This window comes from Burkholderia orbicola (assembly GCF_900100915.1).
GTDB classification, from domain to species: domain Bacteria; phylum Pseudomonadota; class Gammaproteobacteria; order Burkholderiales; family Burkholderiaceae; genus Burkholderia; species Burkholderia orbicola.
Window position 1 is genome coordinate 701,187 of record NZ_FNKW01000003.1, and the last position, 24,948, is coordinate 726,134.

A 24,948-nucleotide genomic window follows, 5' to 3' on the forward strand; every position below is an offset into this window, starting at 1 on the left:
GATGCCTCACCAGGCGTCGGGGCCGCTCGCCGGATGCGACGCGTTCAGCCCACCCGCGCCGCGCCCTGCTGCTCCGCTTCGGCGTCTTCGCTGGCCGTTCGGGCCAGCACCGGCTTCAGCGCTTGCCCGGTATGGCTGGCCTTCACCTGCACGAGCCCTTCCGGCGGCGCCGCCGCGACGATCGTGCCGCCGCCCACGCCGCCTTCCGGCCCGAGATCGATGATCCAGTCGGCTTCCGCGATCACGTCGAGGTCGTGCTCGATCACGACGACGCTATGCCCGGCATCCACCAGCCGGTGCAGCACGCGGATCAGCTTCGCGACGTCGGCCATATGCAGGCCGACCGTCGGCTCGTCGAGCACGTACAGCGTGTGCGGCGCCTTCTGGCCGCGCCGCGTGATGTCGTCGCGCACCTTCGTCAGCTCGGTGACGAGCTTGATGCGCTGCGCCTCGCCGCCGGACAGCGTCGGCGACGGCTGGCCGAGCGTCAGATAGCCGAGCCCGACGTCCTTCATCAACTGCAGCGGATGCGCGATGTTCGAGATCGGCGCGAAGAACTCGACCGCCTCGTCGATCTCCATCGTCAGCACGTCGCCGATGTTCCGGCCGCGCCACGTGACGGCGAGCGTTTCCGGATTGAAGCGCTGCCCGTGGCACACGTCGCACGGCACCTTCACGTCCGGCAGGAAGCTCATGCCGATCGTGCGCACGCCTTGCCCTTCGCACGCTGGGCAGCGCCCGTCGCCGGTATTGAACGAAAAACGCGACGCCGTATAGCCGCGTGCGCGCGCTTCGAGCGTATCGGCGAACAGCTTGCGGATCGTGTCCCACACGCCGATATAGGTGGCCGGGCACGAACGCGGCGTCTTGCCGATCGGCGTCTGGTCGACTTCGAGCACGCGATCGATCTGCTCCCAGCCGCTCAGCGACTCGCAGCCTTGCCACGCATGCGTGACGTTCAGCGACGGCCGCGGTGCGCTGCGCGCGAGCACGCTCGAACGACGGTTGGCGGCCGGCGTGTCCTGCTGCGCGGCCTTGCGCGCACGCCGCGTGGCGGGCGACGACAGCACCGAGCGGCCGACCGCGTCCAGCAGATTCGTCATCAGCACGTCGCGTGCGAGCGTCGACTTGCCCGACCCGCTGACGCCGGTGACCGCGACGAGCCGCGCGAGCGGAATGCCGACCGTGACGTCGCGCAGGTTGTGCAGCCGCGCGCCATGCACGGTCAGCCAGGCTTCCGGCACGGCTTCGCCGCCCTTCTTGCCCGGCAGACTCACGCTGCGGCGGGGCTGCAGCGGGTGCGTCATCGGCTGCGCGAGCAAGCGGCCCGTCACCGAATCGGTCTGCGCGGCGAGATCGGCCACCGCGCCTTGCGCGACCAGCGTGCCGCCGCGCTTGCCGGCGCCCGGGCCGACGTCGATGATGTGATCCGCGCGGCGGATCGTATCTTCGTCATGCTCGACGACGACCAGCGTATTGCCCTTGTCGCCGAGCTTGCGCAATGCGTCCAGCAGAATCTGGTTGTCGCGCGGATGCAGGCCGATGGTCGGCTCGTCGAGCACGTAGCACACGCCCTGCAGGTTGCTGCCGAGCTGCGCGGCCAGCCGGATGCGCTGCGCTTCGCCGCCCGACAGGCTCGGCGCCGCACGGTCGAGGCTCAGGTAGCCGAGCCCGACTTCCTCGAGAAACGCGAGGCGGCTGCCGATCTCGCTGACGATGTCTCGGGCGATCTGCGCGTCGCGCCCGGTGAGTTCCAGCGCGTCGATCCAGCGGCGCGTGTCCGACACCGTCCACTGCGCGACCTCGACGATCGGATGCGCGTCGAACGTGACCGCGCGCGCGGACGGGTTCAGCCGCGTGCCGTGGCAATCCGGGCACGGCTCGTTGCCGACGCCTTCCGGCTCCTGCTCGTCCGACGGCAGCGTCTGTTCGCGGCCGCGATCGTCGCCGGCGAGCACCGTGTCGTCGTACGCGGCGCGCTGTTCGCGGGTGAGCGTGACGCCGGTGCCGACGCAGGTCGTGCACCAGCCGTGCTTGCTGTTGTACGAGAACATCCGCGGGTCGAGCTCCGGATAGCTCGTGCCGCACACCGGGCACGCACGCTTGACCGACAGCACCTTGACCGCGCCGACCTGCGCGGTCGAATGATCGTTCTGCATCGCGTGGTGCAGCCCGTCGAGCGGCGCGAGCAGGTGCATCACGCCCTTGCCGAGCTCGAGCGTCTCGTCGAGCCTGCGCCGCAACTCGGCCTCGTTGTCCGGCGACACGACAATATCGGCCACCGGCAATTCGATCGTGTGCTCGCGGAAGCGGTCGAGCTTCGGCCACGGATCGACCGTGACGAATTCGCCGTCGACGCGCAGATGCGTGCTGCCGCGCGCCTTCGCCCACTTCGCGAGATCGGTATAGACGCCCTTGCGATTGACGACGAGCGGCGCGAGCAGCCCGACGTGTTCGCCGCGATGATCGCGCAGCAGTTGCGCGGCGATCAATTCGACGGATTGCGACGTGACCGGTGTGCCGTCGTGGATGCAATGCTGCAGACCGAGCTTCACATACAGCAGCCGCAGGAAATGCCACACTTCGGACGTGGTCGCGACCGTGCTCTTGCGCCCGCCGCGCGACAGCCGCTGCTCGATCGCGACGGTCGGCGGAATGCCGTACACCGCGTCGACCTCGGGGCGGCCGGCCGGCTGCACGATCGAGCGCGCATACGCGTTCAGCGATTCGAGGTAGCGGCGCTGGCCTTCGTGGAACAGGATGTCGAACGCGAGCGTCGACTTGCCGGAACCCGACACGCCGGTGATCACGTTGAACTTGCCGTGCGGGATGTCGACGTCGAGCGACTTCAGGTTGTGCTCGCGCGCGTTGACGATCCGCACGACGTCCTCGCCTTCGATCGCACGGCGCGCGCGCGCCGCATTCAGCGCGGCCTGCAGCGGCACGCCTTCGTCGGCAGCCGCGGCTGCGCCCTCCATCTCGCGGTCGTACTGCAGCAGCGCCACGCCGGTATGCGATTCGGCGCAGGCCTTCACGTCGTCGGGCGTGCCCGCGCACAGTACCAAGCCGCCGCCGTCGCCGCCTTCCGGGCCGAGATCGATCAGCCAGTCGGCCGCGCGGATCACGTCGAGATTGTGCTCGATCACGATCAGCGAATGGCCGGCCGCGAGCAGCTTGCCGAACGCCTGCATCAGCTTCGCGATGTCGTCGAAGTGCAGCCCGGTGGTCGGCTCGTCAAACATGAACAGCTTCGCGCGGGCGATGCGCGCCTCTTCCGTCGCGACCCGGCGCCCGTTGGCCGCCGCCGCGGATTCGGCGAGGAAGCCGGCGAGCTTCAGGCGCTGCGCTTCGCCGCCCGACAGCGTCGGCACCGGCTGGCCCAGCTTCACGTATTCGAGGCCGACGTCGACGATCGGCTGCAGCACGCGCAGCACCTCGGCATCGGTCGCGAAGAACGCGGCCGCTTCGCTGACGGTGAGATCGAGCACGTCGGCGATGTTCAGCGCGCGGCCGTCGCGCTCGATACGCACTTCGAGAATCTCGGCACGGTAGCGGCTGCCGTCGCAATCCGGGCAACGCAGGTAGACGTCGCTCAGGAACTGCATTTCGATGTGTTCGAAGCCCGAGCCGCCGCAGGTCGGGCAACGGCCGTCGCCCGAGTTGAAGCTGAACGTGCCGGCGCCGTAACCGCGCTGAAGCGCGAGCGGCGCCTTCGCGAACAGCTTGCGGATTTCGTCGAACGCGCCGACGTAGCTCGCCGGGTTCGAGCGCGTGGTCTTGCCGATCGGCGACTGGTCGACGAACACGACGTCGCCGACCTGGTCGGCGCCCGTGAGGCTGCGGAACGCGCCCGGCGATTCGGTCGCCTTGCCGTGGTGCCGCGCCATCGCCGGATACAGCACGTCCTGCAGCAGCGTGGATTTGCCGGAGCCGGATACGCCCGTCACACACACCAGCCGCTGCAGCGGGATCTCGACCGTGACGTCGCGCAGGTTGTGCTCGGTCGCGCCTTCGAGCACGATGCGCGGCGTGTTCGCGTCGACCACGCGGCGCGCCCAGTTCGACGCATGCGCGACCTGCTTGCGGCCGCCGAGATATTCGCCCGTCAGCGTGTGCGCCGAGCGGATGTCGCCGGGCGTGCCGTCGTACACGATCGTGCCGCCGCGCTCGCCCGGGCCGGGGCCCATGTCGATCAATCGATCGGCCGCGAGCATCACCGACGGATCGTGCTCGACGACGACCAGCGTGTTGCCCGCGTCGCGCAGCCGCTGCATCGCCTCGACGATCCGCGTGAGATCGCGCGGATGCAGGCCGATGCTCGGTTCGTCGAGCACGAACAGGGTTTTCGTGAGCGACGTGCCGAGCGCCGTCGTCAGGTTGATCCGCTGGACCTCGCCGCCCGACAGCGTGCGGCTTTGCCGGTCGAGCGTCAGGTAGCCGAGCCCGACGTCGCACAGGTATTTCAGGCGCGTGCGCACCTCGGCGAGCAGCAGCTTCAATGCGTCGTCGAGCAGCGCGCTCGGCAGCACGATGTCGTCGAAGAAGCGCCGGATGCGCTCGATCGGCAGCAGCATCAGATCGTGCACGGTCAGGCCCGGCAGCGCTTCGAGCTGCGCGCGGCTCCAGTCGACGCCGCGCGGCATGAAGCGGTCGGCCGGCGCGAGCACGGCGTCGGCATTCTCTTTCGAGCCGAGCCGCCATTGCAGCGACTCCGTCTTCAGGCGCGCGCCGCCGCACACGTCGCACGGCGTGTAGCTGCGGTATTTCGACAGCAGCACGCGGATGTGCATCTTGTACGCTTTCGATTCGAGGTAGCCGAAGAAGCGCTTCACGCCGTACCACTGGCTCTGCCACTTGCCGTTCCAGTCCGGCGAACCGTTGACGACCCAGTCGCGCTCGGCGTCCGTCAGCTCGGACCACGCCACGTCGCGCCGGATGCCGGCCTTCGCCGCGTAGCGCATCAGGTCGTCCTGGCACTCTTTCCACGCGGGCGTCTGCATCGGCTTGATCGCGCCGCCGCGCAGCGTCTTGCGCGCGTCGGGAATCACGAGACCGAGATCGACGCCGATCACGCGGCCGAAGCCGCGGCAGGTTTCGCACGCGCCGTACGCCGAGTTGAACGAGAACAGCGCCGCCTGCGGCTCCGCGTAGCGCAGGTCGCTGTCGGGATCATGGAGCCCGGTGGAAAAGCGCCAGATCAACGGCTCGGCCGTTGCGTTTTCCGCGTCCGCGGCCAGCACGTATACGTTCACGCGACCGCCGCCGCGCTTCAGCGATGCCTCGATCGCCTCCACCACCCGCGCCTTGTCGGCCTGCTGCACGCGAAAGCGGTCGGCCACCACGTCGAGCATCTTGCGCGGCCCGGTGGGCGACGCGACCTCGCGCTGCGCCTGCACGCGCGTGTAGCCGCTCGCCGACAGCCACTGCGCGATTTCCTCGTCGGACACAGCTTCCGGCAATTCGACCGGGAACGTGACGACGACGCGCGGATCGTCCGCCTGCGTGCGCGCGACGAGTTCCGCGTAGGTCGTCTCCGGCGTGTCGTGCCGCACCTGCCGCGCGGTCTTGCGGTCGAACAGCTCGGCCGCGCGCGCGTACAGCAGCTTCAGGTGGTCGTTCAGCTCGGTCATCGTGCCGACGGTCGACCGCGAACTCCGAACCGGGTTGGTCTGGTCGATCGCGATCGCGGGCGGCACGCCGTCGACGCGCTCGACCTGCGGGCGGTCCATCCGGTCGAGGAACTGCCGCGCGTACGCGCTGAAGGTTTCGACGTAGCGCCGCTGGCCTTCCGCGTACAGCGTGTCGAACACGAGACTCGACTTGCCGGAGCCCGACGGGCCGGTCACGACCGTCATTTCACCGGTGCGCAGGTCGAGATCGAGATTCTTGAGGTTGTGCTGACGTGCTCCGCGAATGCGGATCAGATTGCTGGATGACAATTTGCCTACCCGTCTGAATGAGTTAGCCGGAATTCACGGTGCCGGAACGCTGCGGCGGATGCCCGCAGGCGCGGCGCACGTGCCGCAAGGGTTGGACCTGTGCGGCTCGAGTTCGACGGGTACTATACTGTATATTCATACAGTTTTCCATGACGACCCTGCGGGCTTCATGGGCAGGCGGCCGGGGATTCCCCGTCGGCATCGGCTATCCGGAAATCGCGCGCCTGCGATGCGCGGACGAAACAGCGGCTTCAGTGGCGCGCCGCCCTGCACTAGCCGCGCTTGCGCAGCGGGTCCAGCAAGCCTCTCAGGCCGTTGTGGTCGATTTCGTGCATCAGCGCGAGCTGCCGGCCGAGTTCGCCGCGCGGAAACCCTTCGCGGGCCAGCCAGTTGAGATAGTTGCCGGGCAGGTCGGCAAGAAGCCGGTCCTTGTATTTACCGAAGGGCATGGTGACGGTAACGAGGCATTCGAGGTCGGGGGATCGCATGCGGGTATTGTGCACGGCTTTCCGCTTCCGCCGCATGCAGGCCGATCAGGGCCGACCGACGGTTGTAAAACCGCCCCGTCGCGCGTGCCGAAAGCGGACCGCCGCCCCGCTTCCTGCCTGCTAGACTGGAATTTCCCCCTGCAAACCCTGGAGGGAATCATGATGTCCATCTATGTCGTGAAGACCGGCGAGCAGTTCCTCTGCACCGCCGAGGACGGCGATATCGGCATGGCGCCGGCCATCGAGGATGCCGCCTCCTTTGGTTCGTATGACGAAGCGGAGCAAGCCGCGAGCGCGAATGCCGACCCCGGGTACGAGATCGTGGCCGTGTGCATGATCCGACACTGAGCGCCATCCACGGCCCGGTACGGATGTTGCGCGTAGCGCAACGACGGATCCGTCCGCGTGCCGGACGCCAGTCGTCGCTCGGCGGCGGCGCCGCTGCGACGGACACCGCGTGCGCACGCCGTAACGAGCCTTGCCCGCTGCCGTTGTCCGCGGCGAGCACGCCTTGCCGCAAGCGAGCCGCCTGGCTTCGACGGTCACGCTTGCGGCAACCTGGCCGCCGCGTCCTACTTCTGCAGCGAGATTTCCACGCGACGATTGCGCGCGCGCCCTTCGGCGGTATCGTTCGATGCCGCAGGATTGGCTTCCCCGTGACCGGCTGCGGCGAACGAATCCGCTTTCAGCCCGTGCTCGCGCAAATACCCGGCGACCGCATCCGCACGGCGCTTCGACAGCACCTGATTATGGGCATCCGACCCGGTCGCGTCGGTATAGCCGTCCACTTCCACGCGTGCGAAATGCCGGTCGGCCTGCTGGTTCAGCAGCGTGTCGAGCGCGGCGGTGGCCGCAGGCGTCAGCGCGGCCGAGTCCGTCGCGAAATACGCATCGCCGGTCAGGCTCACCTTCTCGACCGGCGCGGGCGCCGGCGCAACGGCTGCGGCCGTCGGCGCGGGGGCCGCGCCGCACTGGAACACGATCGAATGCGGATCGGCGCCGTCGCGGTACGGCGTCGTGGTGTCGACCAGGCGCACGGGCTCGTTGCCGCACATGCGCGTCGCGACCTTCATGCAGGTCTTCGCGGTCGACAGGATGCCGTGGCAATCGACCTGGAACGTCCGGATGCCGTTTCGCGACTGCAGCTCGTACGCGTTGTACGTCGGCCCCGACGCACTCGAACAGGCCGCGAGGGAAACGACGGACGCCAGCAGAACAAGATGGATGTTTTTCACTTGATGACTCCGAGAATGCGATGAGCACGGCGCGTGCGGCGCGATGTCGCGACGCCTCCGCGCACGTTGGCGTTCGGCGCGGTCCGTTCCGGCCACGCGGGCCGGAACGAACCGCTGCGCACGATCACTTCCACTGATACAGCATGCCCGCGCCGACGACGCGCTGGCTGCCGGCGAAACCGCCGTTCAGCGTCGCCTTCAGGTTCTCCGTGACGCGCGCCTGCACGCCGACCGCCATGGCCTTCTGGCCCTGGAACGTCGCCGTGCCGACCCCCATCGCGAAGTTCGAATCGCGGTCCATGTGCGGAATCGACGCCATCGCGGCGGTCGCGGCGATCCCCTCGCGGGCCATCGAATCGGTCTGCTGGATCTGCTGCTGCATCTGCGTGAGCTGGTTGTTGACCGTGTTCAGCGACTGCGTGAACTGGTTCGATACCGCGTTCAGCTGGTTCACGTTCACCGCGTCGGTGCCCTGCGTGCCGGCCGCGACGTTCACGACCTGACGCGCCGAATCCGCCGAGCCGACCGCGACCACGTTCGAGCGCCCGCCGTCGTTGCTGCCCGTGCCGATCGCGGTCGAGTTGTTGCCCGCTGCCGTGGCACCCACGCCGATCGCGGAAGAGCCGTTGCCCGATGCGAGCGCATTGTTGCCGACCGCCGTGCTGTTCGAGCCCGATGCGACCGCCCCCGAGCCGCCCGCCGACGAATTCGACCCGCTCGCGCCCGGCGGCACGTTCGCGCCGTTCGGGTTCGTCGTGTACTGTCCGCCGAGGTTGGCCGTGCGCTGGTCGATCAACGTCGTCAGCTGGTTCGCGACCGAATCGAGCTGCGACACGTTCACCGCGTCGGTGCCGTTCTTGCCGGCCGCAAGGCCGGTGATCTGGCGGTTGCCGACATTGATTTCGCCGGCCGACGACTGCGGGCTGCTCAGGCCGTACGCGACATAGTTCGTCAGCGCACCGACCGTGGTCAGCGAACCGGCGCCGAGCGCGACGCTGTTCGCAAACGTCGCCGACGCACCGGCGCCGAGCGCGAGCGCATCGGTCGCGGTGCTGCGCGCGCCCGAACCGAGCGCGACGCTGCCGACACTGACCGCCACCGCATTCGCGCCTTGCGCGACCGACTGCGCACCGGTCGCCGTCGCGCCGCTACCCAGCGCGATCGCGTCGGACTGCGCGGAGCTCGCCGCCAGGCCGATCGCGATCCCGCCCGGTGCGGTCTGGTCGACGATCGCGCCGTTGCCGATACCCACGCCGTTGTCGCCGTTGACGACCGTCGTCGGCCCGACCGCGACCGATTCCGCGCCGACCGCGAGCGAATCGGCTGCCGTCGAATTCGCGTGGAAGTACTTCTGGCCGGTGACCGCGAACGACTGCAGCGCGCCGGTCAGCTGGCGCACCGTCACCGCATCCTGCTGGCCGGTGCCGTCCGCGACGTTGGTGATCTGGCGATACGTCTTGTTCGTCGCATCGCCGACCGACACCGCGCCGAGCAGCGTCTGGTCTGTCGTGTCGAACGGGATCGACGCACTGCCGTTGCGGAGGATGCCCGACGACGGCACCACGGCGCGATCGGCCACCGAACCGGAGCCGAGCGCGATGCTGCCGTCCACGCGCGAGATCGCGTTCGGTCCGATCGCGACGCTGTCCAGGCCGAGCGCCTGGCTGTCCGGCGCGGTCGAGTTCGCGTGGAAGTATTTGATGCCGTTCGCGTTGATGTTGTCGATTGCCGAGCCGACGTTGTTGTTGATCGTCGTCGAGCCGTCGCTGTTGTACGTCACGTACGACGGCGCCGAGATCGTGCCGGTAGTCGGATCGTAGGTGGCCCCGCCGCCGATCGCGCCGGCCGTGCTGTTGCCGAGGTTCGTGTTGTTGCTCGCGATCGAGCTGAGGCCCGTCGACAGCGAACTGATCCCGGTCGACGTGGCGGTCGACAGCGAGGTCAAATTGCTGTTCGTCGAACTCAGGCCGGTGGACAACGAACCGACGACCGTCGACGTCGACGTGGACAGCGACGTGATCGAGCTGTTGGTCGAACTCAAGCCGGTGGACAGCGAGCCGACGACGGTCGAGGTCGACGTGGACAGCGAGGTCAGGTTGCTGTTGGTCGAGCTCAGGCCGGTGGACAACGAGCCGACGACCGTCGACGTCGACGTGGACAGCGACGTGACCGAGCTGTTGGTCGAGCTCAAGCCGGTCGACAGCGAGCTGATGCCCGTCGACGTCGATGTGGACAGCGACGTGACCGAGCTGTTGGTCGAACTCAGGCCGGTCGACAACGAGCTGATGCCCGTCGAGGTCGACGTGGACAACGACGTCACCGAGCTGTTGGTCGAACTCAAGCCCGTGGACAACGAGCCGACGACCGTCGACGTCGACGTGGACAGCGAGGTCACCGCACTGTTGGTCGAACTCAGGCCGGTGGACAGCGAACCGATACCCGTCGACGTCGAGGTGGACAGCGACGTGATCGAACTATTGACCGACGACAGCCCCGTCGATGTGGACGTCGACAGCGACGTCACCGTGCTGTCGGTCGAACTCAGCCCGGTGGACAACGAACCGATGCCCGTCGAGGTCGAGGTGGACAACGACGCGATCGAACTATTGGCCGACGACAGCCCCGTCGATGTCGACGTCGACAGCGACGTCACGGTGCTGTCGGTCGAACTCAGGCCGGTCGACAACGAGCTGATGCCGGTCGACGTCGACGTGGATAGCGATGTCACCGCGCTATTGGTCGAGCTCAGCCCCGTCGACAGCGAACTGATCCCGGTCGACGTCGAAGTCGACAACGACGTCACCGCGCTATTGGTCGAACTCAGACCGGTCGACAGCGACGAAACCCCGGTCGACAACGACGTGATGCTCGACGCCGTCGACGTCGACAATGAATCGAGCGCCGTGTTCGTCGCCGCGAGTTGCGACCCGTTGATCGCGTCCGTACTCGACGAACTGATCCGCCCGGCCGCGACGTTGGTGATCTGACGCTCGGCGCCGACGTTCCCCACGCTGACGACGCTCGCCGGATTGATGCCGTTGAAGTTGTACGTGACGCCGCCGATGACCGCGCTGGCCGTCGGATTCGGCGCGGCCGTCGTCGATCCCGAGCCGAGCGCGACATCGTTTGCGTTGTTGGCCACGGCCGACGCGCCGAACGCGACGGCGCCCGCCGCCGCTGCCGTCGACGTATTGCCGAGCGCCAGGGAACCCGTGCCCTGCGCGTTGTTGGTGTTGCCGATCGCTACCGCGCCGTCGCCGTTCGCGGTGTTGTTCGACCCCATCGTGACCGCGCCGGTGCCGATCGCGGTGCTCGGATCGCCGATCGCGACCGCGCCGTTGCCGCTCACCGTCTGGCCATAGCCCAGCGCGACGGCGCCGACACCGCCCAGCACCTTCGAGCCGTAGCCGCCCGCGACCGAACCCGCGCCTGCCGCCGCGGCAACCGAGTTGGAATCGCCGATCGCCACGGTCGACGTCGCCGCCGCGACGCTGTTGATACCGACCGCCGTCGCATTCGTGGCCGACGCCGTCGCCCCGGGCCCCAGCGCGCTGGAGGAAACGCCGGTCGCCAGCGACAGATTGCCGAGCGCGGTCGCGAACTGCTGGGTCGCGGTCGACTGCACGCCCATCGCGATCGAACTGACGCCCGACGCATTGGCGTTCAGGCCGAAGGCCAGCGCCTGATCGGCGCCGGCATTCGTGTTCGAGCCCATCGCGATCGAACTCGTGCCGAGCGACTGCGTGCCCGACCCGGGCACGCCCGCGGTGCCGCCCCAGCCGATCGCGATCGACGCGGTGCCCTTCGCACCGCTGTTCACGCCCATCGCCACGCCGGAATTCCCGGTCGTCAGCGCACCGCTGCCGACGGCCACGCCGGCCGCGCCCGAACTGGTCGACTGGTTGCCGAGCGCGACGGAGCCCGTGTTCGTGGCATGCGACGCATAGCCGAGCGAGACGCTCTGCGCGCCCGCCGCGCTGGCACCGAGCCCCATCGCCGCCGCGTACTGGCCGGACGCCAGCGCGTTGTTGCCCAGCCCGACGGCGGAAACACCGGTCGCCGCCGCGCCGCTGCCCATCGCGACCGCGCCGCTTTGGGTCGCGCTCGACAGATTGCCGATCGCGACCGAATAGTCGCCGGAACCGATCGCCTGCACGCCGAGCGCCGAACTGTTGACGCCGGTCGCCTGCGAGTTGATGCCGACGGACGTCGAACCATCGCCCATCGCATGTGCGCCCGGGCCGAGCGCCGTGGCCGACAAACCCTGCGCCGTCGACAGGTTGCCGACCGCGGTGGAATTCTGCTGCGCGGCAGTCGAACCGAGGCCGATCGAGATCGCCGTCGTGCCGCCCGACGCGGTACCGCCATCCTGCGCGTATTGCGCATGCGCACTCGCATGGAACAACCCGAGACAAGCGGTCGCCGTCAGCACCGCCAGTTTCAACACCGAAGGCGCCGACGGTATGCCCGCGTGCATCGCGGCTTCTCCGTGCGCGGCGCATTCCGGCGCGCGCGTCGACGACGCAACACGCTTGCCGCGTGCGCGGTCAAGCTCCGAAGCCGCAACCCAGGCCCCCAGTGCTTCGTTCCAGATCGACTTGAACGACTTGTTCATCTTGTGTTCCCTCGGTTCTCATGTGCTGGATGACGCAATAGCGAACGCGGCGTCAGGCGAAGCGCGGACCCGCTCCGTTTTCGCCTGCCTCGTGCCGCCCGTCTCTCACTTCGCATTACTAATAAACACTACGAACAGCGTTGCCCGGCATGCTCGACCCACATCGCGCGTGCACGACCGATCGCCGCGCATGCCCGTTCGGCACGATGCGCGACGGCGAAAAGCCGGTTATCGATTCACGGAAGTCGACATCGCCGGCCCGGCGGCGGCATGGCGCACGACGCGTCGCCATGCCGCACGCGCGCACGCCATCATTCCCGCCGAACGACGACGTCGAATCTCATTGGAAAAGCGTCGCTCGGACGCTGGACGAACGGATGCCGGCCCGCATCGCGGGCGGCCCGTCATGTTTCATTCAGGCGGCGAAAGGCGCCATGTGGTCCCCGGATCTGAAGCATGCGCCGCCGGATCGCTGACGCTGACAGCCGGCGCCGGATCGATCGACCCGACGCCCTGACCTGCCACGCTTGTCGTATTCATATTTTTCGTATCCGCCTGATTCGATAGAGCACCGCGCGCGGCTGCCGGGTCGATCAAACCGCCCGGCTACCCACGCAAAGTCGCTCACCCCTTTCCGTCCGGCGCGCGACCGGTTTTTTCCGGAAATCCGGAAAAAACCGGTCCCTCACCGCACGGCCCCGGCATCGAATTAATCGATCGAATTGATTTGACGATTTCTTCTCGCTCGATGCCCTGCCCTCAGCCCCATCCCGTCATTTCGCGATTCATCTTGTATATCGAACCTCGCCGCGAATCATGACGATTGCATTACCCTCGTGCCCGTTATCCTTTTGTTACTGCCATCCCACGATCCGGGAATTACATCATTCAATGTGACATTGAATATCGACTGCCATGAAAGCGACGGCAACAGCAATTTTGGCGGCAACCGGAGCCGGCAAAAGAACCGATTCCAGCCGCGCCGTGGCTAGTTTGCAGGCATTCGTCCAAGCAAACCTTTTCCGCAGCGGAAAAACCCTTTTCCGGAGCGGACGACAGTTACATTCATACACATTTGCAGGAATCCGGATTTTATAGAAATGGAAATAGCCAAACTGCATCGATGAAAAACTTAATCTTCACGACAATGAATTAGCAGATTCCATTTACGCGGCACCATCTAACGCTCGACACCTCGCGCATGAATTCATCATCCGGGCCATTCAAATTTCAAAAACCCATCAACCGGAAATAAAGACCGGAATTTTATTAATGGACTCGGCACAATTTTCCGAAGCACCGACACTCCCGCCGCGCATCCGCCATGCCCTGCGACAAGCCCACACGCGCCGCACGGAATCCTCACAATCGACGCTGTTGTCGACATATAATTTTTCGCAACAATCGTACAGATTGCGATGCCGCCGACCTGACAGGCCCACTCCCTTCCAACGCGTTCGCAACCATGTCATCCCGCTTGCCCAGTTCGGCGTCGCCACGCACCACGCCGGATCTCGCTGGCGCCCATATCCTGATCGTCGACGACCGCCCGAACGACCTGCGGCTCCTGACCGAAATCCTGCGCACCGCGCGGTGCCGGATCAGCGTCGCGTTCGACGGGCTGCAGGCCTATCACCGCGCGCAGGCCATCGCGCCCGATCTGATCCTGATGGACGTCCGCATGCCGCGCATGGACGGTTTCGCCGCAAGCCGGCTGCTGGCGTCCACACCATCGACGCAATCCATTCCGGTGATCATCCTGACGGCCGCCGGCGATCTCGAGGATCGCATCGCGGGGCTCGAAACCGGTGCGATCGACTACATCGTCAAGCCGTTCGAACCGGCGGAAGTCATCGCACGAATTCGCAATCACCTGAAGCGCACGCGGCGCAGCCAGCCGTTCGCACACCTGCCCGAATTGCCCGACAACCCCGACGCCGCCCTCGTGCGCGCGGCGAGCGAGGTACTGCTGCGCGACCTGCGCCATCCGCCGGCGCTCGAGGAGCTCGCGAAGCAGGTCGGCACGCACGAAAAGCGGCTGTCGCGCGTGTTCCGCGATCATCTCGGCCAGACCGTATTCGAATACCTGCGCGATACGCGGCTGCGCGCCGCGATGCACTTCCTGTCGGAAACGTCGATGGGCATCGGCGACATCGCCGAGGAAATCGGCTTTTCCACGCCCGGCAATTTCGCGACGGCATTCCGCGAACGCTTCGGCATCACGCCGTCCGACTGGCGGCGCCAGCGCCACGCGGTCGACGCGCCGGCCGCGCCGGGGGGGCACCACGGCGATGCGTAGGCACGACGCGGCATGGACGGCGGGATGTCGCGTGTTGCTCCTGCTGCTGGCGGCGCTGGCCGTCACGTGCGCGACGGCCCGTGCCGCAACGGCGCCGAATCCCGCGCAACTCGAAGCGGTATCGGTTTTGGAGGACGCCGGCACGACGCTATCGGCCGACGAGGTCGCCGCGCGGTTCGCCGATCCGTCGCGTCACGCAGCCACCCCGGCCCGCACCGCGTTCAACGTGACGTTCTCGCGCTCGGCGTGGTGGGTCCGCGCGACGCTGATCAACCGCGACAGCGAGACGCGCCCGCTGGTGCTCGCGATTCGCGATGCGCGCGTCGACCGGGCCGATTTCTATGTCGGCCGGAACGACCAGTGGACGCTCGAGCGCAGCTTCCCGACCGATCGCGGCGACGCGCTCGATGCGCCGTCGCGCTACCCGACCCTCGACGTCACGCTGCGCGCGGGCGAACAGCTGCCCGTGCTGATCCGCATCACGTCGCGCAAGGAAATGCGGCTCGCGCCGGTCGCGTTCACCCGCGACGGGTGGATCGCGCAGGAATTGCACGCGTCGATGTGGAACTTCGGGTTCTTCGGCGGGCTGCTCGCCCTCGTCTGGTGCGCGCTGCTGATCGGCTTTTTCTCGCGCAGCGGCGTGTTCCACGTGCTGGCCGCGCTGACCCTGAACACCGCGCTGTTCGAAGCGGCGTATCGCGGCTATCTCGCGATGGCGCTGTCGCCCGCCGCGCGCGAGTGGTCGACGCGCGGCGAAACGATCTTCGCGTACCTGTCGGTCGCGTGCTTCATCGTCTTCATCCTGATGGTCGCGCACCGCGAAAAGGCCAGGATGCCGATGCGCGCGGTGTACGTGGCGTTTCTCGCGCTCGAATGCGTGGGGATCGCCGGCGCGGCGTTCGGCGATCTGGCGACCTTCGCGTGGTTCTGCCTGTGGCTGAACACCGTGCTCGCGATCGTCAACATCAGCCTGGCGCTGATGCTCGTGATCCGGCGCACGCCGACGGGCCGCGTGATGCTGATCGCGGTCGCGTTCGCGACGTTCAACATGCTGATCCGCATGCTCGACGGCCGCGATGCGCTGCCGCCCGTGCTGTCATGGATCCGGTCCGACGTCTTTCCGAACCCGGTCATCGCGATCATCGGGCTCGCGACGCATCTGCTGGTGCTGGCCGCGTGGATTCACCACGTGGGCCGGCAGCGCACCGAGGCACGCAAGCGGCTCGAACACTGGCAGCTCACCGAACAGGACCGGCTGCGCGACGAGGTCGCGCGGCGCACGGTGGCGCTCAACGACGCGTTGCAGCAGTCGAAGACGCACATGCAGCAGAAGATCGAGACGCTCGGCTATGTCAGCCACGACCTGCGCGCGCCGCTGTCGACGATCAACGGCTATGCGAAGCTGCTGCTGGAAGGCGCGACGCGCGGCCAGGCGCGGCTGATCCGGTCGATCGACCGCAGTATCCGCTACCAGCTCGCGCTGATCGACGAATTGCTCGCGTTCACGAAGGCCGAACTCCAGCCGCTCGGCGTCGCGCCCGACCGCACCGACCTGCCCGGGCTGCTGGACGACATCGGCCACTACGCGGTCGCGCTGTGCGCACAGCAGGACAACCGGTTCGTCTACCGGCCGGTCACGGCGCTGCCGCGCACGGTGCTGATCGACGGCATCCGGCTGCAACAGGTATTGCTGAACCTGCTGTCCAACGCATCGAAATTCACGCGCAACGGTACGGTCACGCTGTCGATCCACGCGTCGCGCGAAGGCGATGCATGGCGCCTGCTGTTCGAGGTCGCCGATACGGGCATCGGCATCGACATCACCACGACCACCGACATCTTCCGCGCGTACCAGCAGGTGCAGGCGGTGAACGGCGGCACCGGGCTCGGCCTGTTCATCGCGCAGCGCATCGTCACCGCGATGGGCGGCGAGCTGGCCGTCGCGAGCCAGCCGGGCGTCGGCACGACGTTCTCGTTCGCGGTCGTCGCACCGGCCCTCGGCCATGCGCTCGCACCGGCGTCGGGGCTCGTCCGGCAGTTTCATCCCGACGACGAAGCGGAGCCGGCACACGCGGCGCCGGCGATGCGCAGCCCGCCCGCCGACGCGCTCGCCGAGCTGATCGCGCTCGCCGGCGAAGGCCGGCTGACCGATATCGAGGAATGGCTCGGCCAGTACGTGGACGAGCCGGGCCATGCGCCGTTCGTGCAGGAAATGCGCGAGCACCTCGATGCGCTGGACCTGCACGCGATCGAAAAACTGGCCGGCTCGCTGAAACGCACGCGGGTCGCGGATACGCCTTTCGACACCGAGGCGGACGCGACCGGGCCGGCCTGACGGCACGGCCCCACCCGCAGCCGGCATGCGGCCGCCCGCATCATTCCATCGCGGTTCGCTCGCGCTGCCGATCGGCCCGCTCGACCACGCGGGCCAACCGAATGATGTCGGTCAAGCCGAATTCGCCGGCATCCGGGCGCGGGCGGCCGTGCTCGTCAGCCACGCGCATCGCGAACGCCAGCGCTTCCGAGCGCTCGCGCAGCAGCACCCGCAGCGCATCGGCCACGATTCGGCAGTCGCGCGCGTCGCCGAGATCGAGCAGCGGCCGACGGCCATGCTCGACGGCCAGCGCATCGGCCACGCCCGCTGTCATGTCATCGCGCTTCATCTCGTTCTCCTCGCGCCAGGGTAGTCGGTCGCACTACGATCGCCGCATCGTCGATACCAGCCCAATGTCCTCCTTGGGCGGCGCCGGCCGCGCGGGCGCGGCAGCCTGCGTCGGCCGCTGCGCGCCGAGCCCGGTGCCGCCGGTGCGACGCCGCGTCGCGTGCCGCTCGATCACCCGCTGCAGCACGCAGAACACGCACAGCAGCGCGCCGATCACGATCCGCGTCCACCACGAACTCAGCGTGCCGTCGAACGTGATCAGCACCTGGATCGTGCCGAGGATGCCGACCCCGAACACCGAACCGATCACGTAGCCGACGCCGCCCGTCAGCAGCGTGCCGCCGATCACGGTCGCGGCGATCGCGTCGAGTTCCATCCCCTGCGCCTGCAGCCCGTAGCCCGACAACACGTACAACGTGAACACCACGCCGCCGAGCGCCGAGCAGAAGCCGCTCAGCGCGTAGACGCCGATCTTCGTGCGCGCGACCGGCAAGCCCATCAGCAGCGCCGAGCGTTCGTTGCCGCCGACCGCATAGACGTTGCGGCCGAAGCGCGTGAAGTGCGCGACGTAGATCGCGACGGCCAGCGTCGCGAGCGCGATCAGCGCACCGGCACTCAGCATGCCCCCGCCGAGCGGCACGCTGATACCCGCAATCGCGTGGAACGCCGGCGCGTTGATCGTGATCGACTGTGTCGTGATCAGGAAGCACGCGCCGCGCGCGAGAAACATCCCGGCGAGCGTGACGATGAACGGCTGCAGCTTGAAGTAGTGGATCAGCGCGCCCATCGCCGCGCCGTACAGCGCGCCGAACGCGAGCACCAGCGGCACGATTACCCACACGGGCCAGTGCAGCCGTTCGGCGCCGACCGCGCAGAAGATCGTCGTCAGCGCAACGACCGAGCCGACCGACAGGTCGATGCCGCCCGATACGATCACGAACGTCATCCCGATCGCGACGATCAGCAGGAACGCATTGTCGACGAGCAGCCCTGTGAGCACCTGCATCGAGAAAAAGCCCGTGTACATCACGGACCCGAAGCCGAACAGCGCGGCGAACAGCACGATCGTCACGACGATCGGCAGCGTGCGCGGATCGGCGAGGCGGCCAAGGAAACGGTTCATCGCGGCGTCGCTCCGGTGGTGGTGGCGCGCGATCGCGCGGAAGGCAGCAGCCGCGACGCGTGCCGCACCAGCAGCGCACGCGCCGCGTCCGACTGGATCAGCGTCACGACGATCACGACGACCGCCTTGACGACGAGCGTCGCCTCCGGCGGCACGCCGATCGAATAGGTCGTGTAGGTGAGCGTCTGGATGATCAGCGCGCCGAGCACCGAGCCCGCGAGGCTGAAGCGGCCGCCGAGCAGCGACGTGCCGCCGAGCGTCACCGCGAGGATCGCGTCGAGTTCGAGCAGCAGCCCCGCGTTGTTGCCGTCGGCACTGCGCACGTTCGAGCTCGCGAGGATGCCCGCGAGCGCCGACATCACGCCCGAGCACAGATACACGCCGAACACGACCGCGCCCGAGCGCAGCCCGACGAGCCGCGTCGCGACCGGATTCACGCCGATCGCGCGAATGAACAGCCCGAGCGCCGTACGGTTCACCAGCAGCGCGGTCGCGCCGATCGTCGCGAGCGCAATCCACACCGCGCACGGCACGGTCGCGAGATAGCCGCCGCCGAGCGCAAGGTAGCCGGGCGCGCCGATCGGGATGATCTGGCCGCCCGTCAGCAATTGCGCGACGCCGCGGCCGGCCACCATCAGGATCAGCGTCGCGATGATCGGTTGCATCCCGACGAAGGCGACCAGCAGCCCGTTCCACGCACCGGCCAGCAGCCCGACGCCGAGCGCGGCGGCCAGCGCCGTGCCGACTTGCGACGGGTCCGCCTCGAGCACGGTCGCGGCCGCCGCGCCGGCGATCGCGACGATCGCGCCGACCGAGATGTCGATCCCGCGCGTCGCGATCACGAGCGTCATCCCGAGCGACACGATCACGAGCGGTGCCGCGCGGTTCAGGATGTCGATCGGCGCGCCGAACAGGTGGCCGTCGAGCAGCGCGATCGACAGGAAGCCGGGACGATACGCGACATCCAGCGCGAACAGCAGCGCGAGCGTCAGCACCGGCCACGCGAGCGAATGACGGAACAGCGTGCGTAGCCACGTCATGACTGGCCTCCCGCGATCAGCCGGTAAACCTGCTCCTCGGACGCATCGGCGCCGCTCAGCTCCGCGACCTTGCGGCGGTCGCGCAGCACCGCGATCCGGTGGCTCACGCGCACGACCTCGCTGATCTCCGACGAGATGAACAGGATCGCGAGCCCCTGCGCGCACAGCGCGAGCACGCGTTCCATGATGTCGAACTTCGCGGCGACGTCGATGCCGCGCGTCGGCTCGTCGAGAATCAGCAGCTTCGGGTCCGTCGCGAGCCAGCGCGCGAGCAGCACCTTCTGCTGGTTGCCGCCCGACAGCAGCCCGATCGGCTGCTCCGCGTCGCGCGCCTTGATGCCGAGCCGGGCGATGTACGTGTCGGCGATCTCGCGCTGGCGCGCCCGCCCGATCAGCCGCCACCAGCCGCGCCGCGCCTGCAGGGCGAGCACGATGTTCTCGCGGATCGACAGCGCGGCGACGATGCCCTCTTTCTTGCGGTCTTCCGGGCAGTACGCGATGCCGCTGCGCACCGCGTCGTGCGGCGACGCGAGCCGCTTGCGCGCGCCGTCGATCTCGATCGCGCCGGTATCCGGGCGCGCGGCGGCGAACGCCAGTTGCGCGGTCTCGGTGCGGCCCGAGCCGAGCAGCCCGGCCAGCCCGACGATTTCGCCGGGGCGCACGTCGAGATCGAGCGCGCTCATCATCCCGCGCCGGCCGACCTGCTGCATCGACAGGAACGGCGCGGTGGTCGCGGTGTCACGCTCGACCGCCGCGGCGCCCGCCTGCAGCGTCTCGGACATGCGCTCGCGGCCGGTCATCTTCGCGACCAGCACGTCGACCGGCAGGTCGCGCGCGAGATACTCGCCTTCGCGCTCGCCGTTGCGCATCACGGTGATGCGGTCGGACACCGCATAGGTCTGCTCGAGAAAATGCGTGACGAACAGGATCGCGATGCCCGATGCCTTCAACCGGCGCAGCACGTCGAACAGCCGCGCGACCTCGCCATCGTCGAGGCTCGAGGTCGGTTCGTCGAGAATCAGCACGCGCGCGTCGACCGACACCGCCCGCGCGATCGCCACCATCTGCTGTACCGCGATCGGATACGAATCGAGCGAACGCGTGACGTCGAGCGCCAGGTCGAGTTCGGCGAGCGCGTCGCGCGAGCGTGCATGGATCGTCTTCCAGTCGATCGCGCCGCGCCGCATCGGCTGCCGGCCCGCGAAGATGTTCTCCGCGACCGACAGGTTCGCGCACAGGTTCACTTCCTGGTAGAGCGTCTGGATGCCGGCCGCCTCGGCCTCGCGCGGCGCGGCGAAATTCACCGGCGCGCCGCCGACGCGAATCTCGCCCGCATCGTGCGCATGCACGCCGGTGAGCACGTTGATCAGCGTCGACTTGCCCGCGCCGTTCTGGCCCATCAGCGCGTGGATTTCACCCGGAAACAGCCGGAAGTCCACGCGCTGCAGCGCGCTGACGCCCGGAAACGACTTGTCGATGCCGATCATCTCGACCACCGGCGGACTCTGCATGCAACCTCCCTCGAAGCGCCGCCGGACGGTGGCCGCGAGGCCGCCGCCCGGGCGGACAGGTCAGTACTTGCGGGTCGGCAGCACCTGCGCCGCGACGTTCATCGGGAACACCGTCTCGTTGGTCACGATGCGCTTGGGCAACTGCTTGCCGGCGACGACGTCTTTCACCGCGGTCATCAGCTGCGGGCCGAGCAGCGGGCTGCATTCGACGTCAACGTTGATCTTGCCGGCGACCATCGCCTGGAAGCCGCCCTTCGTCGCGTCGAACGACACGACGCTCACGTCCTTGCCGGGCTTGATGCCGGCTTCTTCCATCGCCTGGATCGCGCCGAGCGCCATGTCGTCGTTGTGCGCATAGACGACGTTGATCTGCTTGCCGTAGGTCTTCGCAAACGCTTCCATCACCTGCTTGCCGCCGGCGAGCGTGAAGTCGCCGCTCTGCGACGCGATCACCTTGAATTTCGGATTGTTCTTGATCACTTCGAGCAGGCCCGCGCGGCGATCGTTGGCCGGCGCGGAGCCGACCGTGCCCTGCAATTCGACGATGTTGATCGGGCCTGCGTCGTTCTTGTAGCGCTCTTCCAGCCAGTGGCCGGCGCGCCGCCCTTCCTCGAGGAAGTCGGAGCCGATCATCGTCACGTACAGCGACGGGTCCTTCACGTCGACCCCGCGGTCGGTCAGGATCACCGGGATATGCGCGGCCTTCGCTTCGGTCAGCACCGGCTCCCAGCCCGATTCGACGACCGGCGAGAACGCGATCACGTCGACCTTCTGCGCGATGAACGAGCGGATCGCGCGAATCTGGTTCTCCTGCTTCTGCTGCGCGTCGGAAAACTTCAGGTTGATGCCGGCGTCCTTCGCCGCGCCCTTCACCGATACGGTATTCGCGGTGCGCCAGGCGCTTTCCGCGCCGACTTGCGAGAACCCGAGCGTGATCGGCTTTTGCTGCGCGTGCGCGCCGCCTGCCAGCACCGTCGCCGCGGCGACGATCGCGCCGGCCGCCAGCTTCCTGATGAATGTCATGGTCCGTCTCCGATGATGTCGTTGTGTGCCGCGGCGCTGTTGTGTTTCTGCGTGGCGCTGGCGCGGATCGGGCTGCGCCGGCCGGCGTGTGCGGCCGGCGCGGTATACATGCCCCGCATCAGTCTAGAAACAAGTCCGATAACCTTCCAATGAAATATTGGATTGTGCCGATGTCGAAATCGGCATACGTATAAACACCTAAGCGCGAGACCCCGCGGGCGCGGCGTCTCGGCGCGCCGGCCGCCTTGAACGGAGGCCGGATATCGACGAAGACGAAAGCATCAGCGCATCACGCCCCTGGCGCGCAGTTCACGGCCGACACGTACGATTTCGCGCTCGCCTTCCACCAGCGCGGCGGCGCTCGTATGCACCGAGTAGGCGCCCAGATGAAGATCGTGCGGATGCGGAATCGCGGTACCGACCACGAAGCGCGCGTCGGTCACGGCCTCGAATTCGATCGGCGCGTCGGACGCGTCGAACACGACCAGCTCGCCCCGCCCGACCGGGTCCGGCGTGCGCAGGCGGCCGTCCATCACGGCGGTCCAGCCGACCCGGTAGCCCTGCGGCGGCCGGCAGGTCCAGCGCTCGCCCGCCGCCAACTGCACGACGACGTAGTTGATGCCCGGCGGCGCATCGACCGGGCTGACCGCGTCGCCGTGGCGGCCGAGCAGCACGCGGGCCGGCCCGTCCGTCGGGATGTCGTCGATCGACAGGTGCTGACTGAACGCCGGCGCCAGCTCGCGCCCCGGCGGCAACGCCACCCACAGCTGGAACGCCTTGACCGGCGGCACCACGGAACCCGTATGCCAGACGCCGCGCCCCGCGCTCATCCATTCGATGTCGCCGGCCCCCATCGGGCCTTCGTGGCCCGTCGATTCCACGTAGGTGCCGTGCCCGTCGATCATGAGCGTCAGCGTGGCGATGCCCGAATGCGGATGCCAGCCGAAGGCCGGCTTGCCGAGCGGCGCCCGCGTATCGATCAGGTCGAGGAACACGAACGGCTTGATCATCTCGCCGACGTCGGACGGGCTGACCATGCGGACGACCGGCCCGTGCGCGTGGCCGCGCGTGCGGAACACGACATGACGGCCGGCGACGGTGGTCGAGGGAACGGAATCGAGGGTATTCAACATGGGTTCTCCGGTGGCCGGTAGCCGGCGCGTTGCGTCAGGCCGCGAGAGCCGCTGCCGCTTCCTTCGCCGATGCAATGGCGCCCGTGCGCTTGTCCGGCCCCATCGCGACGCCTTCGGCACGAATGAACGTGATGTCGGTGATGCCGATGAACGCGAATGCATCTTTCAGATAGGTTTCCTGATGATCGAGCGACGCCACCGGCGACCCTGCGCTGTACACGCCGCCGCGCGACGATGCGATGACCAGTTTCTTGCCGCCGCACAGGCCTTCCGGTCCGTTCTCGTCGTAGCGGAAGGTCTTGCCGGCCACCAGGATGCGGTCGATCCACGCCTTCAGTTGCGACGGGATGCCGAAGTTGTACATCGGCGCGCCGATCACCACGATATCCGCGGCGAGGAACGTGTCGAGCGCGTGCTGGCCGGTGTCGACGTCCGCCTTCAGCGCGTCGTCGACCGGCGCGCCTTGCGCGGCGGCAAGGTGCTCGGCGGCCAGATGGCCGATCGGCGTCGCGGCGAGGTCGAGGTGCGTGACCGTGAGGCCGGGATCGCGGGCGCGGAAGCGGGCGACGATTTCCGCCGACAGTTCGCGGCTGACCGAGCCCTGGCCGAGGATGCTCGAATCGATGTGCAGCAGTTTCATGCAGATTCTCCTTGAGACGGATGGATTCGCCGGTAGCGTGAGACCAGTATGGAGATCGATTCAGCTTTACACTAGATGGATAAACAGGATTTGATTAATCCATTTTTGGAGTAATCCCATGCTCGATCTGAATGATCTCGCGCTGTTCGTCCAGGTCGTCCGCGCCGGCAGCTTTTCGGAGGCCGCACGACGCCTGCGCATGCCGGCCAATACGCTGAGCCGGCGCATCGACCAGTTCGAAGGGCACATCGGCACGCGCCTGCTGCATCGCTCGACCCGCAAGCTAGCGCCGAGCACCGAGGGCCTGGCGCTGTTCGAGCGCTACGCGCCGGCACTCGACCGGATCTTCGAGATCGAGCGGCAGCATGCGGACGGGCAGGAACCGGCCGGAACCGTGCGCGTGGCGGCGATGGCCGGCCTGTTCGAAGTGATCAAGCTGGAATGGCTGGCCGAGTTCTACGCGCGCTATCCGCGCATCAGCATCGACTTCCTGCTCGACGACACGCCGTCCGACCTGATCGCCGAGCGCATCGACCTCGCACTGCGGATCGGCATCGAGACCGGCGGCAGCTTCCGCGTGCGCCGGATCGCGCCGGGCACGATGATCCTCGCCGCCAGCCCCGCTTATCTCGAACGACGCGGCACACCGCGCACGCCGCGCGAGCTGGCCGACCACGATTGCCTGACGGTGTCGAGCCGCCAGGGACGCAGCATGTGGCGCCTGCAGGGGCCGCGCGGCACGCAGGAGATTTCGATCGACAGCCGTTTCTCGGTCAACGACATGCGCGTAGTCATGCAGGCGTGCCTCGCCGGCCTCGGCATCGCGCTGGTGCCGCAGGTGCTCGCCGCGGTGGCGATCGACGAAGGCAAGCTGGCGCGCGTGCTGCCGACCTACCAACGCTCCGGCGCCGGGCTCGGGCTGCAGCTCGTCTATACGAGCCGCCCGCCGCTGCCGCCCGCGGTCACGGCCGTCGCCGAGTTTCTGCTGGAGAAGCTCGACCAGGGGATGTCGAGGTGTCCCGAGCCCGCGGCCGGCCGATGACGTTTCGTCGTCGCCGCGAACGGCATTTCCCGGCTGCTCCGCCGTCGCGTCGTACGGCCGGCCGGCGCACGATTCTTGCTCCCGTTCCGCGACGACCGCTCATGCCGTGCTGCAGGTCGCCGTCCGGGCCCATTACGAACAAGGGAGCAAACACATGACCGCAGCCTGCGAGCACGGGTCGCCATCCGTCGCCATCGC

16 protein-coding genes are annotated in these 24,948 nt (G+C 67.9%); 5 read left to right on the forward strand and 11 right to left on the reverse strand.

Going from position 1 to position 24,948, the window contains the following annotated elements:
• Positions 1-44: 44 nt before the first annotated feature.
• Together uvrA and BLS50_RS33035 are read right to left on the reverse strand one after the other, a co-directional pair.
• Positions 45-5,939: an excinuclease ABC subunit UvrA gene (uvrA, locus tag BLS50_RS33025; protein WP_074808021.1), complete on the reverse strand. Its 5,895-nt coding sequence runs from the start codon at positions 5,937-5,939 to the stop codon at positions 45-47.
• A gap of 272 nt (positions 5,940-6,211) precedes the next feature.
• The gene (locus BLS50_RS33035) at positions 6,212-6,427 is read right to left on the reverse strand and encodes a DUF3820 family protein (RefSeq protein WP_027805708.1); all 216 of its coding nucleotides are present in this window, start codon (positions 6,425-6,427) and stop codon (positions 6,212-6,214) included.
• A gap of 159 nt (positions 6,428-6,586) precedes the next feature.
• Between BLS50_RS33035 and BLS50_RS33040 the strand changes: the two genes are divergently transcribed.
• Positions 6,587-6,775 (forward strand): hypothetical protein, encoded by a 189-nt coding sequence (locus tag BLS50_RS33040; RefSeq protein WP_023475168.1) that lies wholly within the window; start codon positions 6,587-6,589, stop codon positions 6,773-6,775.
• A 224-nt stretch (positions 6,776-6,999) separates the two neighbouring features.
• Here BLS50_RS33040 and BLS50_RS33045 read toward each other — a convergent pair whose 3' ends face one another.
• Both BLS50_RS33045 and BLS50_RS33050 read right to left on the reverse strand, forming a co-directional pair.
• Positions 7,000-7,662 carry an OmpA family protein gene (locus tag BLS50_RS33045; protein ID WP_074808024.1) on the reverse strand — a complete coding sequence of 221 codons (663 nt, stop codon included), beginning with the start codon at positions 7,660-7,662 and terminating at the stop codon, positions 7,000-7,002.
• Between the two features lie 124 nt (positions 7,663-7,786).
• The gene (locus BLS50_RS33050) at positions 7,787-12,277 is read right to left on the reverse strand and encodes a YadA-like family protein (protein WP_074808027.1); all 4,491 of its coding nucleotides are present in this window, start codon (positions 12,275-12,277) and stop codon (positions 7,787-7,789) included.
• A 140-nt stretch (positions 12,278-12,417) separates the two neighbouring features.
• Here BLS50_RS33050 and BLS50_RS33055 point away from each other — a divergent pair, with 140 nt between their 5' ends.
• From BLS50_RS33055 to BLS50_RS33065, 3 genes are all read left to right on the forward strand, one after another.
• Positions 12,418-12,753 (forward strand): hypothetical protein, encoded by a 336-nt coding sequence (locus BLS50_RS33055; RefSeq protein WP_244109197.1) that lies wholly within the window; start codon positions 12,418-12,420, stop codon positions 12,751-12,753.
• 989 nt (positions 12,754-13,742) lie between these two features.
• Positions 13,743-14,576: a response regulator transcription factor gene (locus BLS50_RS33060; protein ID WP_074808030.1), complete on the forward strand. Its 834-nt coding sequence runs from the start codon at positions 13,743-13,745 to the stop codon at positions 14,574-14,576.
• Positions 14,569-16,911 carry a sensor histidine kinase gene (locus BLS50_RS33065; protein WP_074808033.1) on the forward strand — a complete coding sequence of 781 codons (2,343 nt, stop codon included), beginning with the start codon at positions 14,569-14,571 and terminating at the stop codon, positions 16,909-16,911. The genes BLS50_RS33060 and BLS50_RS33065 overlap by 8 nt, the downstream gene beginning before the upstream one ends.
• 40 nt (positions 16,912-16,951) lie before the next feature.
• Here BLS50_RS33065 and BLS50_RS33070 read toward each other — a convergent pair whose 3' ends face one another.
• From BLS50_RS33070 to BLS50_RS33100, 7 genes are all read right to left on the reverse strand, one after another.
• Positions 16,952-17,239, reverse strand: a complete 288-nt coding sequence (locus BLS50_RS33070; protein WP_011549174.1) for a hypothetical protein — start codon at positions 17,237-17,239, stop codon at positions 16,952-16,954.
• Between the two features lie 33 nt (positions 17,240-17,272).
• Positions 17,273-18,361, reverse strand: a complete 1,089-nt coding sequence (gene yjfF, locus BLS50_RS33075; RefSeq protein WP_011549175.1) for a galactofuranose ABC transporter, permease protein YjfF — start codon at positions 18,359-18,361, stop codon at positions 17,273-17,275.
• Positions 18,358-19,401: an ABC transporter permease gene (locus tag BLS50_RS33080; RefSeq protein ID WP_054928618.1), complete on the reverse strand. Its 1,044-nt coding sequence runs from the start codon at positions 19,399-19,401 to the stop codon at positions 18,358-18,360. The genes yjfF and BLS50_RS33080 overlap by 4 nt, the downstream gene beginning before the upstream one ends.
• Positions 19,398-20,912 (reverse strand): sugar ABC transporter ATP-binding protein, encoded by a 1,515-nt coding sequence (locus BLS50_RS33085; RefSeq protein ID WP_027812754.1) that lies wholly within the window; start codon positions 20,910-20,912, stop codon positions 19,398-19,400. Before BLS50_RS33085 ends, BLS50_RS33080 begins: the two co-directional genes overlap by 4 nt.
• A gap of 60 nt (positions 20,913-20,972) precedes the next feature.
• A complete protein-coding gene (locus BLS50_RS33090) occupies positions 20,973-21,935 on the reverse strand; it encodes an ABC transporter substrate-binding protein (protein WP_006481192.1) in 963 nt (320 codons plus the stop codon).
• Between the two features lie 281 nt (positions 21,936-22,216).
• Positions 22,217-23,068: a pirin family protein gene (locus BLS50_RS33095; protein WP_074808036.1), complete on the reverse strand. Its 852-nt coding sequence runs from the start codon at positions 23,066-23,068 to the stop codon at positions 22,217-22,219.
• Positions 23,069-23,102: 34 nt separating this feature from the next.
• Entirely contained in the window at positions 23,103-23,708 is a 606-nt protein-coding gene (locus BLS50_RS33100; protein WP_074808038.1) for an FMN-dependent NADH-azoreductase, read from the reverse strand.
• 118 nt (positions 23,709-23,826) lie between these two features.
• Here BLS50_RS33100 and BLS50_RS33105 point away from each other — a divergent pair, with 118 nt between their 5' ends.
• Positions 23,827-24,750: a LysR family transcriptional regulator gene (locus tag BLS50_RS33105; protein WP_074808041.1), complete on the forward strand. Its 924-nt coding sequence runs from the start codon at positions 23,827-23,829 to the stop codon at positions 24,748-24,750.
• The last annotated feature ends 198 nt before the right edge of the window (positions 24,751-24,948 follow it).